At 62.9% G+C, this 18,489-nt stretch carries 18 protein-coding genes and 1 tRNA gene; 8 read left to right on the forward strand and 11 right to left on the reverse strand.

All coding sequences use genetic code 11. The annotated features are described in order from the left end of the window. Positions 1-146 precede the first annotated feature (146 nt). Together LB541_RS19370 and LB541_RS19375 are read right to left on the reverse strand one after the other, a co-directional pair. Complete coding sequence (locus LB541_RS19370; protein WP_140494001.1) at positions 147-332, reverse strand: hypothetical protein; 186 nt, start codon at positions 330-332, stop codon at positions 147-149. Positions 333-552: 220 nt separating this feature from the next. Then, positions 553-1,164, reverse strand: coding sequence for a hypothetical protein (locus tag LB541_RS19375; protein ID WP_224619351.1), 612 nt, complete (start codon positions 1,162-1,164; stop codon positions 553-555). Positions 1,165-1,449: 285 nt separating this feature from the next. On the opposite strand from LB541_RS19375, the gene LB541_RS19380 reads away from it, so the two are divergent. Then, complete coding sequence (locus LB541_RS19380) at positions 1,450-1,734, forward strand: helix-turn-helix domain-containing protein (RefSeq protein WP_140521799.1); 285 nt, start codon at positions 1,450-1,452, stop codon at positions 1,732-1,734. A gap of 138 nt (positions 1,735-1,872) precedes the next feature. Next, positions 1,873-2,334 carry a YbaK/EbsC family protein gene (locus LB541_RS19385; RefSeq protein WP_140521801.1) on the forward strand — a complete coding sequence of 154 codons (462 nt, stop codon included), beginning with the start codon at positions 1,873-1,875 and terminating at the stop codon, positions 2,332-2,334. Between the two features lie 46 nt (positions 2,335-2,380). On the opposite strand, the gene LB541_RS19390 is transcribed toward LB541_RS19385, so the two are convergent. Continuing rightward, a tRNA-Pro gene (locus LB541_RS19390) sits at positions 2,381-2,457 on the reverse strand. 389 nt (positions 2,458-2,846) lie between these two features. Between LB541_RS19390 and LB541_RS19395 the strand changes: the two genes are divergently transcribed. The 3 genes from LB541_RS19395 to LB541_RS19405 all read left to right on the forward strand — a co-directional run bounded on the left by LB541_RS19395 (position 2,847) and on the right by LB541_RS19405 (position 5,524). After that, entirely contained in the window at positions 2,847-4,244 is a 1,398-nt protein-coding gene (locus tag LB541_RS19395; RefSeq protein ID WP_140556988.1) for a cytochrome B6, read from the forward strand. A 49-nt stretch (positions 4,245-4,293) separates the two neighbouring features. Beyond that, positions 4,294-4,896, forward strand: coding sequence for a DUF4142 domain-containing protein (locus tag LB541_RS19400; protein ID WP_140493992.1), 603 nt, complete (start codon positions 4,294-4,296; stop codon positions 4,894-4,896). A 118-nt stretch (positions 4,897-5,014) separates the two neighbouring features. Continuing rightward, positions 5,015-5,524 carry a ferritin-like domain-containing protein gene (locus tag LB541_RS19405; protein WP_140493990.1) on the forward strand — a complete coding sequence of 170 codons (510 nt, stop codon included), beginning with the start codon at positions 5,015-5,017 and terminating at the stop codon, positions 5,522-5,524. Between the two features lie 80 nt (positions 5,525-5,604). Here the strand turns inward: LB541_RS19405 and LB541_RS19410 are convergent, their stop codons facing one another. From LB541_RS19410 to LB541_RS19425, 4 genes are all read right to left on the reverse strand, one after another. Then, on the reverse strand, positions 5,605-6,879 hold the full coding sequence (locus tag LB541_RS19410; RefSeq protein ID WP_140493988.1) for an O-antigen ligase family protein: 1,275 nt from the start codon (positions 6,877-6,879) through the stop codon (positions 5,605-5,607). Then, positions 6,876-8,411, reverse strand: a complete 1,536-nt coding sequence (locus LB541_RS19415; RefSeq protein ID WP_224619353.1) for an undecaprenyl-phosphate glucose phosphotransferase — start codon at positions 8,409-8,411, stop codon at positions 6,876-6,878. The genes LB541_RS19410 and LB541_RS19415 overlap by 4 nt, the downstream gene beginning before the upstream one ends. 93 nt (positions 8,412-8,504) lie before the next feature. Next, positions 8,505-9,635 (reverse strand): glycosyltransferase family 4 protein, encoded by a 1,131-nt coding sequence (locus tag LB541_RS19420; protein WP_224619356.1) that lies wholly within the window; start codon positions 9,633-9,635, stop codon positions 8,505-8,507. A 9-nt stretch (positions 9,636-9,644) separates the two neighbouring features. Beyond that, the gene (locus LB541_RS19425) at positions 9,645-10,208 is read right to left on the reverse strand and encodes a polysaccharide biosynthesis/export family protein (protein ID WP_140493982.1); all 564 of its coding nucleotides are present in this window, start codon (positions 10,206-10,208) and stop codon (positions 9,645-9,647) included. A 253-nt stretch (positions 10,209-10,461) separates the two neighbouring features. Between LB541_RS19425 and LB541_RS19430 the strand changes: the two genes are divergently transcribed. Then, on the forward strand, positions 10,462-12,711 hold the full coding sequence (locus LB541_RS19430; RefSeq protein WP_224619358.1) for a GumC family protein: 2,250 nt from the start codon (positions 10,462-10,464) through the stop codon (positions 12,709-12,711). 46 nt (positions 12,712-12,757) lie between these two features. On the opposite strand, the gene LB541_RS19435 is transcribed toward LB541_RS19430, so the two are convergent. Beyond that, positions 12,758-13,984: a GNAT family N-acetyltransferase gene (locus tag LB541_RS19435; protein ID WP_140515724.1), complete on the reverse strand. Its 1,227-nt coding sequence runs from the start codon at positions 13,982-13,984 to the stop codon at positions 12,758-12,760. 88 nt (positions 13,985-14,072) lie between these two features. Here LB541_RS19435 and LB541_RS19440 point away from each other — a divergent pair, with 88 nt between their 5' ends. Then, entirely contained in the window at positions 14,073-15,131 is a 1,059-nt protein-coding gene (locus LB541_RS19440) for a polysaccharide deacetylase family protein (RefSeq protein ID WP_224619360.1), read from the forward strand. 17 nt (positions 15,132-15,148) lie between these two features. Here the strand turns inward: LB541_RS19440 and LB541_RS19445 are convergent, their stop codons facing one another. After that, positions 15,149-15,364: a DUF2842 domain-containing protein gene (locus tag LB541_RS19445; protein ID WP_140522178.1), complete on the reverse strand. Its 216-nt coding sequence runs from the start codon at positions 15,362-15,364 to the stop codon at positions 15,149-15,151. A 183-nt stretch (positions 15,365-15,547) separates the two neighbouring features. On the opposite strand from LB541_RS19445, the gene LB541_RS19450 reads away from it, so the two are divergent. Next, positions 15,548-16,636, forward strand: a complete 1,089-nt coding sequence (locus LB541_RS19450) for a COX15/CtaA family protein (RefSeq protein WP_224619362.1) — start codon at positions 15,548-15,550, stop codon at positions 16,634-16,636. Positions 16,637-16,718: 82 nt separating this feature from the next. Here LB541_RS19450 and LB541_RS19455 read toward each other — a convergent pair whose 3' ends face one another. Both LB541_RS19455 and argC read right to left on the reverse strand, forming a co-directional pair. Continuing rightward, on the reverse strand, positions 16,719-17,561 hold the full coding sequence (locus tag LB541_RS19455; protein ID WP_224619398.1) for an aminoglycoside phosphotransferase family protein: 843 nt from the start codon (positions 17,559-17,561) through the stop codon (positions 16,719-16,721). Continuing rightward, positions 17,558-18,484 (reverse strand): N-acetyl-gamma-glutamyl-phosphate reductase, encoded by a 927-nt coding sequence (gene argC, locus LB541_RS19460; RefSeq protein WP_224619364.1) that lies wholly within the window; start codon positions 18,482-18,484, stop codon positions 17,558-17,560. Before argC ends, LB541_RS19455 begins: the two co-directional genes overlap by 4 nt. Positions 18,485-18,489 lie beyond the last annotated feature (5 nt).

Genomic DNA, 18,489 nt, shown 5'->3' on the forward strand with positions numbered 1-18,489 from the left:
ACGAACAGGGGTTTTTTCGTCAGAGCAGGCGCTCGTTGTAGCGCTGCGAGATCGCGCTGATACGGCGCGTATCCGGAGGAAACCAGGAGAAGACCGGCTTCGAACAAGAAGCCAAAGCCGGTCTTCTCATTGGCAGTCGGTTAAGCTCAGGCCTTCTTGCCCATAACCTTGTGGTGGTGGTGATGATGGTAGTGGTGGCTGCGATGGTGCTTGCGATGATGACGGTGATGCTTGTGCATCGGCGCCGCATCAGCGCTGGTCGCGCCGAGAATTGGCATGGTGAATGCAAGTGCAACTGCAAGCCCGAGGGCCGAGAGGAGGGACTTCTTCATGGATATCTTCCTTTTTTCGCAGGCAATCTGAATCAGGCCAACAGCCTGTTCGCCGCGAGCGGGATTACGCTCCCGTTTTTTTTCGTCAGTATTTCCCGAATATAGAATTTTGTTTCTGGAATGTGTCTGGCGGCGAAGGCTGTGGGCTCCACCGACAGGCTGAGCCCACAGCGCCGATGAGCGGGAGAAATTTCGGTACGGGGCCGCAGACGCAACCGGCTTACATGGGCGGGACCACGCCATTGTTGCCGACCACGACGCGGTTGGCACTCAGCGTGCCGTCGGCGCCGCGCGTCGCGGTGACCACGACGGGCGCGCCGGGCTTGAGATCGGCCGGCGTGGCCGGCGCAAAGGTGACGACCGGCGTCTTGTCGGGGATTGAGATCTTCTTTGTCTGGCCGTTGTCATAGGTCAGCGTCACCGCGCGGCCATTCACGTCGGTCACGTCGGCGACGGTGCCGTTGGTCATGCGGCTGTTGGGCTTGAGGTCCCAGGCGCGGTCGCCTTCGCCCGTGCCTTTCAAGGCTGCGGGAAACACCACGACCTCGAGCGCGCCGCTGCCGCCATCGGCCTTCGACAGGGATGCTATGCCGAGGAAATCGCCGAGCTTGATGTCCTTTACCGACGCGCCCGCGACGCCCGATATCTTCCATCCGGCAGCGAGCTTGATCTTATCCATGCCACCCTGGCGGTTTTTCACCGTCAGCTGGGATTGGTCGGAACTGGCCACGACGCCGCGCACCCGCACCGTGTCTGCCGCCGGCGCGCTGGTTGCAGCAAGGCCAAGGCTGGAAAGCGTGCCGAGCACGATCATGATTGTCCGCAATTTCATCGCATCGATCCTTTCAGGAAAATGACAGCCGCGCCGGCAACGTCTTGGGTTTCGCGCCGGCGCAATTGAACCAACGAACGGGGTCGTAAAAATCATCGAGGGACGAGGTGATCAGGTGTTCAAAAGAACTTGATCGAGAGCGGTTGCGAGCGGCGTCCGCCAGGCATGGTTCACGATGCTGTGACGGCCAGTTTGTGACTTGGCAAATCACCCGCAAGCGGGCATGTTCTCGCCGTCTCAGGCAACACCATTTTCATCAAACTCTTTCAGCCAACGGAGTTGCCAATGCCATACAGTGCAAAGCGCGAACCCCTCCCGGAACTGGTTGCCAGCGAAGCCGGGCAAGGCCATAGCGCCCTCAGAACGATTCGGGAAACCAAGGGATACAGTGTCGAGGAGCTTTCCCTGACAACCGGTCTGTCGGTCGACGAAATCGAGGATATCGAGAACGGCAGGACGGCCGATCCGTCGCAACTGCGCCGTATTGCGTCGGCGCTTCGGCTTCCTCAGGAGGCGCTGCTCGGCACGGCCGTGCAGGCGCGGGCCGCGCAAGACCGCCCCGCGCTGTAGCGCCAGTGCCATGCATGTTCGAAAACCCGCCGGGGACCTTGGCGGGTTTTCTGTTTGCCGTGACTGAAGGCTTCGGCACGTGTTTATGGACGCGCCGGCCTAGCTTGCTGCTTCGTCATTTCGATCCGCGGGGTTTCGATGAGCTTGGAATCCGTTCGTGCCTTCTTTGCCAGCAAGGCGCCTGACATCGACGTGATCGTGACTGACGCGAGTTCGGCAACCGTAGCATTGGCTGCGCAGGCGCACGGCGTGTTGCCGGCACAGATCGCAAAGACGATCTGCCTTCGCGTCGGCGAACGCACCATGCTGGTCGTGACCAGCGGCACCGCCAGGCTGGACAATCGCAAGTTCAAGGATCGGTTCGGCAGCAAGCCGCGCATGCTGGAGGCCGCTGAGGTTATCGAGGCAACCAGCCATCCGGTCGGCGGTGTCTGCCCGTTCGGCCTGCCGGCGCCGCTGCCGGTCTATTGCGACGTGTCGCTGCGCGGTTTCGAAGAGGTGGTGCCCGCCGCCGGCGCCACCAACGCGGCGGTGCGCATCGCACCGCAACGCATGGCTGATCTCACCGGCGCCGAATGGGTCGATGTGTGCCAGGGGTAGATGGCGATAGATGAGACGGACTTTGGGGGTAAGTCCTTGTTTAAAATGGTCGGAGTGGCCGGATTCGAACCGACGACCCCTTGACCCCCAGTCAAGTGCGCTACCGGGCTGCGCTACACTCCGGACCGCGCAAAGCCATATATATTCGAGGCTTGGCGCGCAAGCGCTAAAACCGCCTCCGGAAGCAGAACCAACCATCGCCGATAAATCGCGTCAAACCTGACCGGAAGTCCCACGGGCGTTCCCGGGTCGCTCCGTGGACCATGCCATGAGCAAGGCTTCCTTCAGAGTAAATGCCTCCACCTGTCGGGGCCCTCTTGGCCGGGAATTGCTTTCCAAACGTGGCGTCGCCGTTCGAGGCGGGGAAGATGTCGCCCTGCATTCAGAGATGACGGGCCCGGCGATGGCTCAATCCGGTGGCGGAAATAAATTCCCTTTCGCCAACTCCCGCCTTGGAACAAACCGCCCCCGGTCCGGTTTGGCAACCGTCCGGGGAACTTAGGAGGGACGAAATGACCGGCAAACTCCATATCGGCCTTCCGTGCGCGATCATCGTCGCGGCGGCCAGCATCAGTGCGTTCTCGGATCCGCTGCCTCCTGACATCACCTATCGGCCATTGCCGAGCCAGCCCTTTTCCGCGGTGAAAGCCGATGACGAGGCGCAGAAGCCTGGCGTGATGGAGCGTCAGAAGAAGCTTTTGGAGCAACGTTATGATCTGGCTGACCGTCCGATACCGGGCGTGATGATGACCGACGGCAAGAAGCCGGTCCAGGGTGGCGTCAGGGTCAAGCTGGCGGGTGGCTCGACCTGGGACAGGCTAAGCTCGATGAGCCCCGGCGATATTCGTGACCAGGGTCTTCTGCCGGCTGGCTTCCTGCCGCTACCTCATGTCAAGCAGGCTGCCGGAGGCCAAGTGTTTCCCGAGAAGGAAATCCGCGAGATCGGCCGCCAGGAAGGCCGTGATCTGCGCCGCTTCGACGTCGATTTCGATCTTCCCGATCACCTGACGCCCGAATTCCCGCCACCGATTTTCCTGACCACCCACCCTGAACTCGGCGATGTCTCGCGCGGCGAACTGCTTACCATCCGCAATTACTACGAGATCATGAACGGCATCATCACCCCAGTACAGATGGAGGGTTTGCGGCTTCTGCTGACGCCATTCCCGCAGGAAGAGTTCAATCAGACCGAGGACCGCAAGGTCGCTGGCCAGAGCATGGGTGTCGCCTGCCTTGATTGCCATTCCAATTTCAACACTAACGCCGCCTTCCATCAGACACCCGACATCAGGCCGCAGGCGGCGCGCTTCCGTCTCGACACCACCAGTCTGCGCGGCCTCTTCAACCAGCAGATACATGGATCGAAGCGCTCATTGCGGTCCGTGGAGGATTTCACCGAATTCGAGCAGCGCACCGCGTATTTCAATGGCGATCATGTCAGTGCCACCCGCAAGGGCGTCAACCTGCCTGACCGCCCGAACCAGGTGGCGATGATGGCACAGATGCAAAACATCATCGATTTCCCGCCGGCGCCTAAGCTCGATCCGTTTGGCCGCCTCGATCCGGCACTGGCGTCAGCAGAGGAATTGAAAGGGGAAGCGGTGTTCATGGGCAAGGGCCGCTGCTCCCAATGCCACAATCCGCAGACGTCCTTCATGGACAACAACATGCACGATCTGAAGCTCGATCGTTTCTACAAGCCAGGACAGACCGTCAACGACATGGTCGAGCTTCCCGACGGTCCGATCAAGACGTTCACGCTGCGCGGCATCAAGGACACGCCGCCCTATTTGCATGACGGCCGCCTGATGACGCTCGCCGACACGGTCGAGTTCTTCAATCTGGTGCTGGGCACCAAACTCGACCAATCGGAAAAGGACGCGCTGGTCGCCTATCTGCTCGTGCTCTGAGAAAGCGCGCCGTGATATCCGGCGCGATACGCTTCCCGAGGAGGTTCGCATGCGTCTACTCGCAACTGTCGTGGGGCTTGCGCTTCTGCCTGCCGCCACCGCCTTCGCCCAGTTCGGCAATCCGGCTGGCATGGCGCCGGACACGATGAAGGAATCTCCCGGCAAGCCAATGCCTCACCAAACCAACTATCAGGACCGGCTGTTCGCGCAGCTTACCGCTGCTGGCGGTCTGGCCGAGGTCCGCTTCGGCGAGCTTGCCGGAAAATCCGAAAATGCCGCGGTGAAAGACTTTGCCCGCAGGATGGTTGACGACCACCAGAGGGCGAACGACAGGCTGAAGTCGCTCGCCGAAGCGGCCAAGATGCCGCTTCCGCCTGGGCTGGATGCCGAGCACGAGGAGATGCGTACCAGGCTGGAAAAGCTTACAGGCGTCGAATTCGATCTGGCTTACATCAGCGGCCAGATCGTCGAGCATCAGAAGACTGTGCAACTCCTTGAATGGGAGATCGGCTCCGGCCAGGATCCGGATGTCCAGCATTTCGCCTCGGATATCCTGCCGGCCGTACTGGAGCATCTGCGAATGGCGCGGGACGTCCGCAGCAAGCTGGTGAACCCGGCATTGGCCGATGCCTCGGGCCAGAGCAAGAAGTGACCGTCGCGTCGGCGGCCAATCCGCGCGTTGGCAGCGCCTCTGGCCGAACCTGCCATAGCCCGGGCGGAGCCATCCTCTCCGCTCGCGGTTTGGGCGAGCAACCCAAAGGGAGAGCTTCATGACACAATCGCGCGACTGGTTGATACAGTGGCTGAGAGACGCTCACGCCATGGAGGAGCAGGCCGAGACGATGCTCTCCGGGCAACTGTCACGCCTCGAAAGCTATCCGGAACTCGGCGACCGCATCCGTCAGCATCTCGACGAGACGCGGCAGCAGGCCTCGCGCCTCAAAAGCTGTCTTGACCGGATCGGAGAGGGATCCTCCGCGATGAAAGACGCAGGCGGCAAGCTCACCGCCATGGCCCAGTCGATCAGCGGCGTGTTTGCCGGCGACGAGGTGATGAAGGGCTCGCTCGCCAGCTATACTTTCGAGCATATGGAGATTGCCTCCTACACGATGCTCATCGCCGCGGCCAACGCCGAAGGGGAGGCCGAGGTGGCGCGTGTGTCTGAGCAGAATCTGCGCGAAGAGGAGGCGATGGCGGATTGGCTCAAGAGCCATCTCGCCGAGACGACGCAGATGTTCCTGTCTCGCGCCGCGGCCGACAGCGATGCCGCAAAACGATAATCGGGCCTGTCATCGCGTCGAATTTCGCCGGCCATGATCGTGCGACAGCGGCAGCGCGCGCTGCCTGTCGGCGGCGGCGACTATCGAGCCGATAGCGCTCCGCGGTCACGTGAAGCTTTCGGCATCGCCAGCCGTAATTGCCGCTGATGACGGTGTTCCAGCGCGATCGCGCCCCAGACCAATCCGAGCAGCAGGTAGACGTGGCGCCAATGGTCGATATCGATGAAGGTGCCGAGCCCGACATTGCCGATGAAGGCGACATAGGCGCACAGGAGATAAGGCTGCCATGGCCGGTCGCGCAGCAGGATGCGGAATCCGGCACATATCGTCCAGATGACGAGCGTCAGGAACGACACGAAGCCGAGCCAGCCATAGTCCATCAGCATCTTCAGCCAGATATCGTGGGTGTCCTCGCCGAAGATGGTGCCGAACACCAGAGGCCCGATGCCGAACGGATGCTCCATCGCCATCTGGAAGCCGATCGCATAGCGGGCGAAGCGGCCGAGGCGGGCGGTGTCGTAGCTCTGTTCGAGATGGGCACGGTTGGAGAACATCTCCGCCACGCCGGGCAGCTGCAGGATGACGATCATGGCGATCGCCAGCAGCGACAATGCCGCGATGGTCATCACCACCACGCGCAGCCGGAACATGCCGCTGTTGCTCTGAAGGAACAGACAGCCGGTGAGCAGAACGGCAGAGACGGCAAACATGCCCCACGCGCCGCGCGAGAAGGAAAAGAAGATGCCTGATGTGATGATGAGCAGCGGCACCGCCAGCAGCGGCATGCGCGAGACCGGCCCGGTCAGCAGCAGATAAAGCAGATAGATGCCGGGCAGCACCAGGAACGGCCCGAACACGTTCGGGTCCTGGAAGGCGCCTGCGGCGCGGTCGTATTTGGTGAACATCTCCGCGCCCGGGAAGGCATGGAAATACCCTGCTATGCCGAGTAGCGAAGTCATCACCGCGGATACGACATAGGCAATGAAGATCAGCCGGTAGAGGCTCGGCTGCGTGGCGGTGACCGATGCGAAGAAGACCGCGCTGAAGGCGAGAAACAGCGACACTGCAAGGTAGAGCGGCGTGTTGGCGAGGTCTGACATCTGCGTCATGGCGATCATGCCGCCGATATTCATCGTCACCAGAAGCACCAGCAGCGGCGCGGCCGCGTGCGAAATCCTCAAACCGAAAAGCGCCCAGATGGCGATCAGGCCGGCCATGTAGATCTCGTAAGGAGCCGGCTCGCTGATGACGAAGCCGGAAAGCAGGATGCCGAGCCCGACCGCGCCCGAGGAAATCAGCGCGATCAGCTTCGCATTGACCGCCGCGCGCGGCAGGTCATGGGTGACCGCGCTCAATAGGCGTTTTCCGTGTTGAGCAGCCGAATCGGCGTCAGGAACAGGATCCGCAGGTCGAACAGCATCGACCAGTTCTCGATATAATAGAGGTCGTATTCCGTCCGCATGCGGATCTTCTCGTTGGTGTCCATCTCGCCGCGCCAGCCATTGATCTGCGCCCAGCCGGTAACGCCGGGCTTGACCTTGTGGCGCGCGAAATAGCCGTCGACCACTTCGTTGTAGAGCAGGTTGTGCGACTGCGCGGCAATCGCGTGCGGCCGCGGGCCGACCAGCGACAGCGAACCCAAGAGCGAATTGAAGAACTGCGGCAGCTCGTCGATCGAGGTCTTGCGGATGAAGCGGCCGACGCGGGTAACGCGCGGGTCGTTCTTGGTGACCGTCTGTCTGGCGGTCGGGTCCGACCGGTCGGCATACATCGAGCGGAATTTGTAGACTTCGATCACCTCATTGTTGAAACCATGCCGCTTCTGGCGAAACAGCACCGGTCCCTTGCTGTCGAGCTTGATGGCGATAGCGGTCGCCAGCATCACCGGTGAGAACACGACGATGCCGATCAGGCTGAAAACGATGTCGAAGGCGCGCTTGGCCACCGAATCCCAGTCGTTGATCGGCTTGTCGAAGATGTCGAGCATCGGCACCGAGCCGATGTAGGAATAGGCGCGTGGACGAAACTGCAGCGCGTTCGAATGCGCCGACAGCCGGATGTCGACCGGCAGCACCCACAGTTTCTTCAGCAATTGCAGCACGCGCGATTCGGCGGTCAGCGGCAGCGACACGATCAGCATGTCGATGCGGGCGATGCGGGCGAATTCGATCAGCTCCGAGATTGTGCCGAGCTTGGGATAGCCGGCGACGATAGGCGGCGAGCGTTTGTCGCTGCGATCGTCGAAAATGCCGCAAATGCGGATGTCGTTGTAGGGCTGCCTCTCGACCGAGCGGATCAGGACCTCCGCTGCCTTGCCGCCGCCGACGATGACGGCGCGCCGCTCCATGTGGCCGTCGCGCGCCCAGCGCCGGATCAGCTTCGACATCACCAGCCGCAGGCCGAAGATGAGAATGAAACCGACGGCGAACCAGGTGCCGAACAGCAATCGTGAATAGTTTTCAGATATCTTCATCACGAATGCCGTCAGCGCCATGAGGGCGAACGTGCCGGCCCAGACCAGCAGCAAACGTCCAAAATTGGCGATCGGCCGCACGAGCGAGACGATCTGGTAGCAATCGGTGACGTCGAGCAGCACCACTGCAAGGAACGACGCGGCGGCGATCGTCAGCGGATATTGCCAGGCGAAATAGTTGAAGAAGCCGACAAAGTAGAAATAGACGCCGAGGCCGGAAAGGAACAGCACTGCGAACTCGACCATCCGCAGGACGCCGCTGACCATGATCGGCGACATCGTATCGCGCCGGTATTGCGAGGCGACCTGACGGGCGACATCATTCATGCCGCCCGGCATGCCGCCATCGGTCGGGGTGTCGAGTTTGCGCACAGCCTCTGCCGAAATGCGGTGCACGGGATCGATCTCGTTCATGGGATTTCCGCAAGCTTCCCCCAGGCAATAGCAAAAGAGAGCTAAGAAACCCTTGAAACAACGCGCGGCTTTGGAAGGGCTTGGGCCGGTGGTTTATTTGGCCAGCGCCGCGAAATACGCTTTCTCGATCTCGGCAGCCATGACATCGGCTCCGAAGCGTGCCTCCAGATCGGCGCGATCGGGCATCAGTTTTCGATAGGCGGCGGGATCGGCCAGCGCTTCGGCGATCTTGTCGGCAAGCTGCAACGGATCAGGTCTGATCAGGGCAGGGGAATCGGCGCCGAAGATCTCCGGTATGCCGCCAACGGCCGTGGCGATCATCGGTTTTCCCGCCGCCAGCGTCTCGAGCACGACATACGGCAATGCTTCGGCGCGCGAAGGAACGATGACCAGCGCGCCCAGCGCAAAGGCATCCCTGGCCGGCATCGGCGGCAGGAAACGCACATTGCCGTCAAGCCCGAGCCGCCTCACTTGCGCGCGGTACCGAGGCAGGTTGTCGCCGTCGCCCACCATGACCGCGCCCAGCGGGCGTCCGAGCCGTGTCCCCGCAAGGGCCAGCGCGTCGATGAAGATGTCGGGTCCCTTGAGGTCACGCATCATGCCGATGTAGAGCAGGTCCACCATTCCGGGCTTCTCCGGAACGGGGTCGAACTCAGCCGCGCGCAGGCCATTGTAGATCAGCGCGTTCGGAATGGGCGCCTCGCCGACCTTCCTGCGATAGGTGCGTCGCTCATAGTCCGAGACGAACAGCAGACAGTCGGTGAAGTGAGCCATGGATCGCTCGAGCGCGAAGAACAGCTTTCCCGTGAACGTGCTCTCGTCATAGTGGAGAGAACCGCCATGCGGCGAATAAAGGCGGGCTACGCGAGACCTTGATACCCGCAACAGTGAGCCGAACAGACGGGCATAGGCGCCACCCTTGGCGCCGTGCCCGTGCAGCACGTCCGGCCGCAATTCCTTGATGATTCCGTAGGTGCGCCAGGCCGAGGCGAGATCCCCCAGTCCGACATGGCGCTGCATCGGCGTGCGATGGATGCCGAGCGCCAGTATGGCCTTCATCCGATCGAACAAGCGCTCCTCGAATTCCCCGCCTGTGGTCGAATCGCACACGATGCCGACCGAATGGCCGGCGGCGACCTGAGCTTCCGCGAGGTCCCGCACATGCCGAAATATCCCGCCGACAGGTGAACGAAAGCAATGGACGATCCTGAGTTTGTCCGCCACGTGTGTTCGTCAGAACAGACGTTCGCGCACATAGACGGTATCTCCGGGCAGCAGCGGGTCCGACGTAACAACCCGGCCGGTCATCACCTTCCCGTTGATATCTCGGGTGATGTCGACGCTTTCCTGGTTGGCGCGCGGCGTGAAGCCGCCGGCAATGGCGACGGCTTTCTGAACGGTGAGGCCGGGCACATAGGAATACTGGCCGGCGGCGCCCACTTCGCCCATGACGAAGATAGGCCTGTAGCGGTCGATCTCGACGGAAACATCGGGATCGCGCAGATAGCCTTGGCGCAGTTTGTCGGCGATTTCCTTTTCCATCTGCTGGGCGGTGTGGCCGCGCGCCGGCACGGCACCGACCAGCGGGAAGGAGAGATATCCGGACTGGTCGACACTATAGGTGTTGGTCAGCCCGTCCTGTTCGAACACGGTGACGCGGACGCGGTCACCGGCGCCCAGGCGATAGGGTTGATCGAGCACCTCGTGGAAGGCGGCCGGCGTCGGCCGGTAGCTGGAGCAGCCAGCAAGCATCGACACGGCAAGCAGCGCGCGAAAGAGGGAAGCAGTGCTTTTCATGACAGGACACATACCTTCGACTGGCCGCTGCGGCGTCGCAGCAAACATCTGAGAGCGCGTCCGTTATCGTCCTGTTAGGGTTAATGGCCGGTAAAGGGTACGACCGATACGGCATCGATCGACAGGAGTTTTACAACTTTGGCGATTTTGCTTGGCGCCTCCCAGTAAGTCCTAGCGGAAGCTTGCTGTGATCTTAACGGCTGAGTTACCATAGTTGTTTACGGTGCATGCGATCCGTATCGGAGTAGGATGCATGTCCGTTCAGTCCACGGCCGCAGACGTTGACGTCGATCTCAGGCAGCTCTTCGCCAGCCTGGCGAGGAACTGGCTGCGAATATTGGTCGTCTCCCTGGTGGTCACCGGGTTGGCGTTTGCGCTCGCTTCGCTGGCAACCAAGCACTACAAGGCCCAGACGCAGGTTCAGATCGATACGCGTGAATCCGTCTACACGCGCCCCGCCGGCAGTAATGACAGCGACAAGCCGATCCTCGATGAGCAAGGCGTCGCCACCCAGGTCCAGATCATTTCGTCCAACGAAATCCTGAAGCGGGTGGCGCAGAAGCTTGATCTGTCGCGATTGCACGAATTCGATGAAACTGTCGATATGTCGCCTCTCAGCCGCCTGCTGATCCTGGTGGGGTTGAAGAACGATCCCCTGGATATCCCGGTCGATGAGCGCGTCCTGAAGAAGATGCGCGAGAAGCTCAACGTCTATGGCGTCGAAAAGACGCGTATCATCGCCATCGAGTTCTCCTCGGAAGATCCCAAGCTCGCGGCTGCTATCCCCGATGCCATTGCCGCCGCCTACATTGCCGGGCAGGGCGCGGCCAAGCTCGAATCCAACACCGCCGCGGCGGACTTCCTGGCTCCCGAGATCGCCGATTTGCAGAAGCAGGTCAGGGATGCCGAGGCCAAGGTCGCCGCCTATCGCGCCCAGTCGGACCTTCTGGTGGGCGGCAACAATTCTGTGCTCGCCACCCAACAACTGGCCGAACTGTCGACCGAATTGTCGCGGGTGCGGGCCAACCGCGCCGCCGCCGAAGGCACCGCCGACAGCGTGCGCAAGGCGCTGCAGAATGGCGGCTCGCTGGATTCGCTGCCCGAGGTGCTGTCATCCGATCTGATCCAGCGCTTGCGCGAACGGCAGGTCGAACTGCGCGCCAACATCGCCGACCTGTCGACGACGCTGCTCGACAATCATCCGCGCATCCGCGCGGCAAAATCGCAGCTAGCCGATCTCGACGCGCAGATCCGCAGTGAAGCTCAAAAGGTGATGAAGGGCCTGGCGATGCAGGCCGATGCCGCCAAGTCACGTGAGAGCCAGCTCGTCGCCGACGTCAACACGCTGAAGGCGGCTTCCGCGGAGGCAGGCGAACAGCAGGTCGGTCTCGATGCGCTGCAGCGTGACGCTGCCGCCAAGCGCCAGCAGCTCGAACTTTACCTGACCAACTACCGCGAGGCGGCTTCGCGCCAGGATCGCAATTACGTGCCGGTCGACGCGCGTGTCATCTCGAAGGCCGTAGTGCCTTCCGAGGCCTACTTCCCCAAGATCGGGCCGATCGTCGGTGCTGCTTTTGCCGCCTCGCTTTTGCTCATGTCGGTGTTCACGCTGCTGCGCGAACTCTTTTCCGGCCGCGCCATGCGCCCGGCCAGCGGCGCTCGCTTCGAGCCGATCGACGAGGTGGCGATGCCGGTCGCGGCCAGGGAAACGACGATCATTCCAGAGTCCGGGCCTGAGCACCACGCTGAGAAAGCGGTGGAACCGGAGATGATGGTGGAACCGGATCTGCTCTCGCCGGCGGAATCTGCCATAGAGGTCGAACCCGCCGCCGGCGCACCGGTCGCCGAAACCGTCCCTGTTGCCGAGGCCGTCCCGGTCGCCAAAACCAGGCCGCGTTCGGTGCTGGGCGAGATCGACGTTGAAAAAGCGGCGGAAAAGCTGATCGCAAGCGGCGCCGCGCGCGCCATCTTCGTGTCGCCCGAAGGTGACGAGGCGGCCGCCTCCGCGATCCTGGTGGCGCGTGAGGTCTCCGACGCCGGCCTGCGCGTGCTGCTGCTCGACCTCACGGCTTCCGGCGCCGCCTCGCGACCGATGCTCGACAGCGGACTGTTCCCGGGCATCACCAATCTGCTCGCGTCGCAGGCGCAGTTCAGCGAAGTCATCCACCCCGACCTCTATTCCGACTGCCATGTCATTCCTGTCGGCACCGCCGATCCGGTTCGCGCCATGCGCGCCGCCGACCGGCTGCCGATCATCATGCAATCGCTGACCACCGCCTATGACCTGGTGGTAGTCGAATGCGGTCCCGCCGACGCCCAAGGCATCAGCCGTCTGGGTGGCGATGCGACCGAAGTGTTCCTCTCCATGCTGGAGCCGGATGATGAGGTGACGCAGGCCGCCGTCAAGCTTATCGAGAATGGCTATCCGGAGTTGACGCTGGTGACCCCGCTCGGCCACGAACCGCCGGGCACTCCGGTGCCGGGAAGGCGCTCGGCGGCTTGAGTCCGATGAACGGCGCTTGTGGTCATCACGTTGGAAGGTGGGCGGGTTAGCTACCGTCCTCGGCGGGCGCCGGCGCCTGGCCAGCGGCCTTGCGACGCAGCAGCTTGGTCAGCTTCCAGATCGTCGGACTGTTCTTGACGACGGCTTTCAGTCTGGCACTTTGCCGCAGCCCCAGCGCCAGTGCGCGGCCTTTCGACGTCAGCGGAACCAGCACCTCGAAGTGCTGCGTTTCGATATCGCACCATAAACGCTTGTACGGCTCGTCGCCGACCGAGAAATCATAGACGTCGAAACCCGCCTCGCAGGCTTCCTGGATATTGTCGAAGAACAGGAAGTCGCCGGGGCTGGTGTGGGCGAGGTCATCCTCGGCGATCGCGCCGAACTCGCAGATCAGCCGTTTGCCCGAGCGGCTCGATCCGGTCACGGCGCGAAGCTTGCCGGCGACCTCGAGCCCGTGCAGCACGAAGGAGGGCTTATCCTCGGCAAGCGCCTCGGTGAACAGAGCACGGAAGAACGCCCGCACTTGATTGTCGCCGAAGACGTTGGCGATGCCCATCCTGCGGAAGCGGGATTCCTTCATCTCGAAAAAGCCGTCGAGCAGCCGGCCGACCTCGTCCACGGTCCGCGCCTCGATGCGCCGATGGCTGCCGACGGCCTCGAACTTGCGCGTCTGCGAGCGGTGCTTCTTGCGTTTGCGCTTTCCGTTTGCGCGAGAGAGCAGTGCATCGAAACCGCCGACCAGGTCGACGGCGAGCGACAGGTTCGGGCTGTCGAAATAATCGAACGAGGCGAGTGGGTTGGCTACGCCATCGAGGTCGGGCAGCAGGCGTTCGAAGGCGACGAGATCGATGTCGGGGCGAGCCTCGGCTATGGCCGCCAGGGTCGAACGAATAGCCGCACTGTCCGCCCTGGCAAGCCATTGCGGGTCGGCGGCGACGAAATTGCCATTGGCGTGGCGGCCGCCCATGAAGCGCGCAACACGGAATGGCCCATGGCCGACGACCTCCAGCGCCAGTGCGAAAACCGGTCTGCCTTCGCAATTCAGCATCGCCACGACCGGGTCCGGCTCGACCTGCGCGGCCCAGTTGCGGATCCAAACCGCGCTCTGCGCCGGCGCGAACACGGCGGAGCGGCAGAACGCGGCATAGGCCGCGAGCCCATCGGCGGAAGCGGTGGAAACCGACAGCCCAGCCGGCTCTATTGGCGGCACACTGGGCGGGGCTTCGATTGCCGCCAGGCGATTGCCGTCAAATGACGCGGCCGCGTCAACCATACCTCAATCCTTAGGGCGTATTGCTGCCGATTTGGGGGCGCTCAGGCGTATCCGTGCTTGGTTCAGCCTAGGCGCAAAAGGTGAAGGAATGATCGACGGCGGGGAGGCAATCCGAAAGCTGGCGCTCAACGTCGCCCGCTATACCGGCCTCGCACCGCTGGCCAAACCGCTGGTCGGCGGTATTGGCGCCATCCTCATGCTGCACCGCGTTACGGCAAAGCCCGAAAAGCCCGACAGCGTCAACCGTCATCTCAACATTGCGCCCGGCTTCCTCGACGCCATGATTGCCGGCCTGAAGGCGGATGGCTACGCCTTCGTCTCGATGGACGAGGCGGTGGAGCGTATCGCGGCGCGCCGCAAGGGCGGCCAGTTCGCCGCCATCACCGCCGACGACGCCTATCGCGACAACATGACCGAAGCCTTGCCGGTGCTGGAAAAGCACGGCGCGCCGATCACCATCTATGTGGCTCCGGGGCTGATCAACGGCACTGCGGATCTGTGGTGGGACGTGGTCGAGGATCTCGTCAACGCGGGCGATCGCCTGACCCTGACGACGTCCGACGGGCAAACGACGATCGACTGCACCAGCCCGGCCAAAAAGCTCCAGGCCATCGCACGGCTGCACACCTATCTCACCAGCGAGGTTCGCGAAGAGGACCTGCGCGCCGTGCTGCGCGAACTGGCGCATGCGAACGGCGTCGCCGCCGGCCGGCCGCGCGTCGACACGCTGATGACTTGGTCGGAGATCCGCGCGATCGCAGCGCATCCGCTCGTAACGATCGGTGCTCATACGATCAACCACAGCAATCTGAAGCGGCTTTCAGAAGCCGACGCGCGGCACGAAATCGTCGGGGTGAAGTCCATCCTGCGAGCCGAGCTGGGCGAGGAGCCGCGCCATTTCGCCTATCCCTACGGCTATGCCAGCGCCGTCGGCTGCCGCGAAGTGGGCTTTGTCCGCGATGCCGGCTACACCTCGGCCGTGACCACCCGTCATGGCGTGCTGCGCGCCGAACACGCCGGCTTCCTGCACGCATTGCCGCGCATCTCGGTCAACGGCCGTTATCAGAACCTCGCCCACATCCGCACCATGCTGTCTGGCGTGACGACGCCGCTCGCCAATGCCGGAAAGATGGTGGTCACCATCTGAGGCCGGCCGGCAACGGTTCAGCGCTTGGGCCGAGGCTCCAGCATCAGCCATTTGATGATGCCCATCGCCGGCAGCACCCAGAGCAGGCCGCTTAGCAGGAAGAACAGGAAATGCGTCCACGGGCCCGCCTCGGACAGCCGGGCGACCGCGAAGATCGATGCGACCAGCGCATAGATGATGACAAGCGCCACCAGCAGGAACATTCCGATCAGCTTTTTCAGGCGCACGGGCATGGTTGGCCTCCAGGAGCCGGGGTAAAGTGCGGCCCAGCTCAATGTGTCGGCTTCGCCATAGGCCTTGACGCGAAGCTGTGCAACCCGACAGACGCGGCGCGACGGCGTGCCGCGCCGCCCGGTCTTGCATGCGGGAATGCGATGGTCCACCAATCCGCGACTTCAACCTGCCGGGATAAATCCATGGCCGCCATTACTGCCGCGCCTTACGAGGCGCGTGACCGCGATCTGCACAACCGCGCGCTGGTGCGCGGCTGGCTCTACGTCGTGCTTCTGGTGCTGTTCGCGCTGGTGCTGGTCGGCGGCGCCACAAGGCTCACCGAGTCCGGCCTGTCGATCACCGAGTGGCAGCCGATCCACGGCGTCATCCCGCCGCTCAACGACGCCGAATGGCAAGAGGAATTCCAGCGCTATCAGCAGATCCCGCAATATGCCGAGCTCAACAAGGGCATGAGCATCGAGGCATTCAAGTCGATCTTCTGGTGGGAGTGGGCGCATCGTCTCCTGGCGCGCAGCGTCGGTCTGGTTTTTGCCTTGCCGCTGCTGTTCTTCTGGGCGGCGCGCCGCATCGAGCGCGGACTGGGGCCGAAGCTGGTCGGCATCCTGCTTCTCGGCGGTCTGCAGGGCGCCATCGGCTGGTGGATGGTTGCCTCCGGTCTGGTCGACCGCGTCTCGGTCAGCCAGTACCGGCTCGCCACCCATTTGACGCTTGCCGCGCTGATCTTCACGGCGACCATGGTCGTCGCGCGCGGCTTGGCGCCGCATTCGGAACCTGCGGCCGATCGTTCGACCCAGAAACTGGCTGGTCTCGTAGTGCTTCTGGCGCTGATCCAGATCTATCTCGGCGGTCTGGTCGCCGGGCTCCACGCTGGCCTGAGCTACAACACCTGGCCGCTGATGGACGGCAAGATCATTCCCGGCGATCTGCTGATCCTGGAGCCGGCATGGCGCAATTTCTTCGAAAGCCCCAAGACGGTGCAGTTCGTGCACCGGATCGGCGCCTACACGGTGTTCGTCGTCGCCCTGTGGCACATGATCGCCACGCGTCGCCGTCTGCCCGGTTCAACGCATGCTCGTCGCGCGACGCTGTTGTTTGCCCTGGTGCTGGTGCAGGCCTCCATCGGCATCGGCACGCTGTTGATGCATGTGCCGCTGCACATGGCGCTGATCCACCAGGGATTCGCGTTGATCGTGCTGGGGTTCGCCGCCGCGCATTGGCGCGGCACCAAGGGCGCATATCCCTTGCCCCACGAGATCGCCCTCGGACGCTGAGTCTCTCCGGTCACATCCAGAACGTTCGACTGCGCCATCGTCTTGTCGCCGTCGAATTCCGCCTGACGCAAGGCGGCACGGATCAGAAGCCGAGCCGTACCGTTCGGATCGCTGCTGCGACCGACAGTTCGCGGTTCTCCTCGATCGCGTTGTCGTCCTCATGGTGCCAGGAAGCCGACAGGCAGCCATAGGCGATGGCGTGATCCAGTATTGCCGCCGGCGTCTGGCTCAGCGTTCGCGCAAAGACTTCAGCCATCCCGGCAATCCGTGGGGGATCGAGACAAAGGTCGTCGCGATCAAGAGGATTGTAGAACATGTTCGCGGCATCGAATCCCGGGTCGCCGAGAACGCCCTTCGGATCTATCGCCAGCCAGCCGCGTGCTCCGTGCATGATGTTGTCGTGATGGAGGTCGCCATGCAGCGGCCTGACATCATGCGGACCACCCAGCAGCCGGTCGGCGATTTCCGCCGCTTCGACATAAAGGCTGTTCCGGCCAACGACACGGTCGGCCTCCGCTTTCTTGAACAGGCTGGAAAATCGTTCCCGAAGCGGCTGCAGGTCGGGCGGAGCGGGGTGATCCGATGGCGAAAACAGCTTTGCCATCACCTCCGCCGCGATTTCCGTGGCGGCCAAATCTCCCTGCTCGGCAAGAACATGCGACAGCATGGTCTCCCCGGCATATTCGAGCAGCATGGAGTGCCCGTCGCGGCCCAGCAGCCGCACGGCGCCTTTGCCGCGCCGCCAGGCAAGGAAATGCTCGCCGCGCAACTCGTCTGCGACGTCATCGAATGGCTTCAGCGCCTTGACGATCGCCGGCGAGCCATCCTCGCGCCGCACCTTCCAGATGCGGCTCGAAAAGGTCTCGGCGATGAGCTCGGGCGCGCTGATCTTCCAGCGGTCCGGAAATGCCGGTGCCGCCATCAGAGGCCGAGCATCAGGTCCATGTTCTGTACGGCAGCCCCCGATGCCCCTTTGCCGAGATTGTCGTAAACGGCGAGCAGCAGGGCCTGCGCGCGCTTGTCATTGGCAAAGACGTAGAGCTTCATGCGGTTGGTGCCATTGTAGATTTCCGGATCGATCTCCGGAATGCGCTCCAGATGCGCATAGGGCGCCACTTCGACCACGCCGCCCTTGATGGCGGCGAAATGGTCGGCGATGGCTGCATGGAGTTCCGCACCGGTCGGCACATGGTCGAGGCCACCGAGCTGCAGCGGCACCACCGTGATCATGCCTTGCGCGAAATTACCCACCGCTGGCTGCATGATCGGATCGTGCGACAGTTTCGCATAGGCCCTGAGCTCCGGCACGTGCTTGTGCTGGAGGGTGAGCCCGTAGGGCAGGAATTCAGAGGCGTCCCCGCCCTTGGCGACATAGTCCTCGATCATCGGGCGGCCGCCGCCCGAATAACCCGAGATGCCGTTGACTGTGACCGGGAAATCCGCAGGCAGCAGGCCGGCGGCGACCAGCGGCCGCAGCGTCGCGATCGGTCCCTGCGGCCAGCAGCCGGGATTGGCGACGCGTTTCGCCGCCCCGATCTTCTTCGCCTGCTCCTTGTCCATCTCGGCAAAGCCATATTCCCAGCCTTGCGCTACGCGATGCGCGGTCGAAGCATCGATGACCCTGGTGGTCTCGTTGGAGATCAGCGACACGCTTTCCTTCGCCGCATCGTCCGGGAGACACAGGATCGCAACGTCGGCGGCATTGAGGAATTCGGCTCGCGCCGCCGTTTCCTTGCGGCGCTCGGCGGGAATTGAAATGATCTCCAGGTCGCCGCGCTCGGCAAGCAGCGCCCGGATCTGGAGGCCGGTGGTGCCGTGCTCGCCGTCGATGAAGATTCTCGGTTTCATTGGCT

It is taken from the genome of Mesorhizobium sp. BR1-1-15 (genome assembly GCF_020165475.1).
GTDB lineage: Bacteria > Pseudomonadota > Alphaproteobacteria > Rhizobiales > Rhizobiaceae > Mesorhizobium.